Annotated in this window: 1 rRNA gene; it reads left to right on the forward strand. The window is 53.3% G+C overall.

The features are described 5' to 3' along the window. Window positions 1-230, forward strand: a 23S ribosomal RNA gene (locus GT030_RS00795); the annotation flags it as partial. Window positions 231-379: the final 149 nt, after the last annotated feature.

Here is a 379-nt window from a genome sequence, read left to right on the forward strand (position 1 = left end):
ACGGACGAACCTCTGGTGTGCCAGTTGTCCTGCCAAGGGCATGGCTGGTTGGCTACGTTCGGGAGGGATAACCGCTGAAAGCATCTAAGCGGGAAGCCTGCTTCGAGATGAGTATTCCCACCTCCTTGAGAGGGTAAGGCTCCCAGTAGACGACTGGGTTGATAGGCCAGATATGGAAGCCTGGTAACGGGTGGAGTTGACTGGTACTAATAGACCGAGGGCTTGTCCTCAGTTGCTCGCGTCCACTGTGTAAGTTCTGAGGCAACGAACAGTTGCCGGTTCAGAGCTGAACTCGAACTCACAAATAAAAAGTGTGCTTGTTCGCTCGAAACCATTAGGGTTTCGGTGGTCATAGCGTGAGGGAAACGCCCGGTTACAT

The sequence above is a fragment of the Streptomyces sp. SID1328 genome (assembly GCF_009865595.1).
In the GTDB taxonomy this organism is placed as follows: Bacteria; Actinomycetota; Actinomycetes; order Streptomycetales; family Streptomycetaceae; genus Streptomyces; species Streptomyces griseoluteus.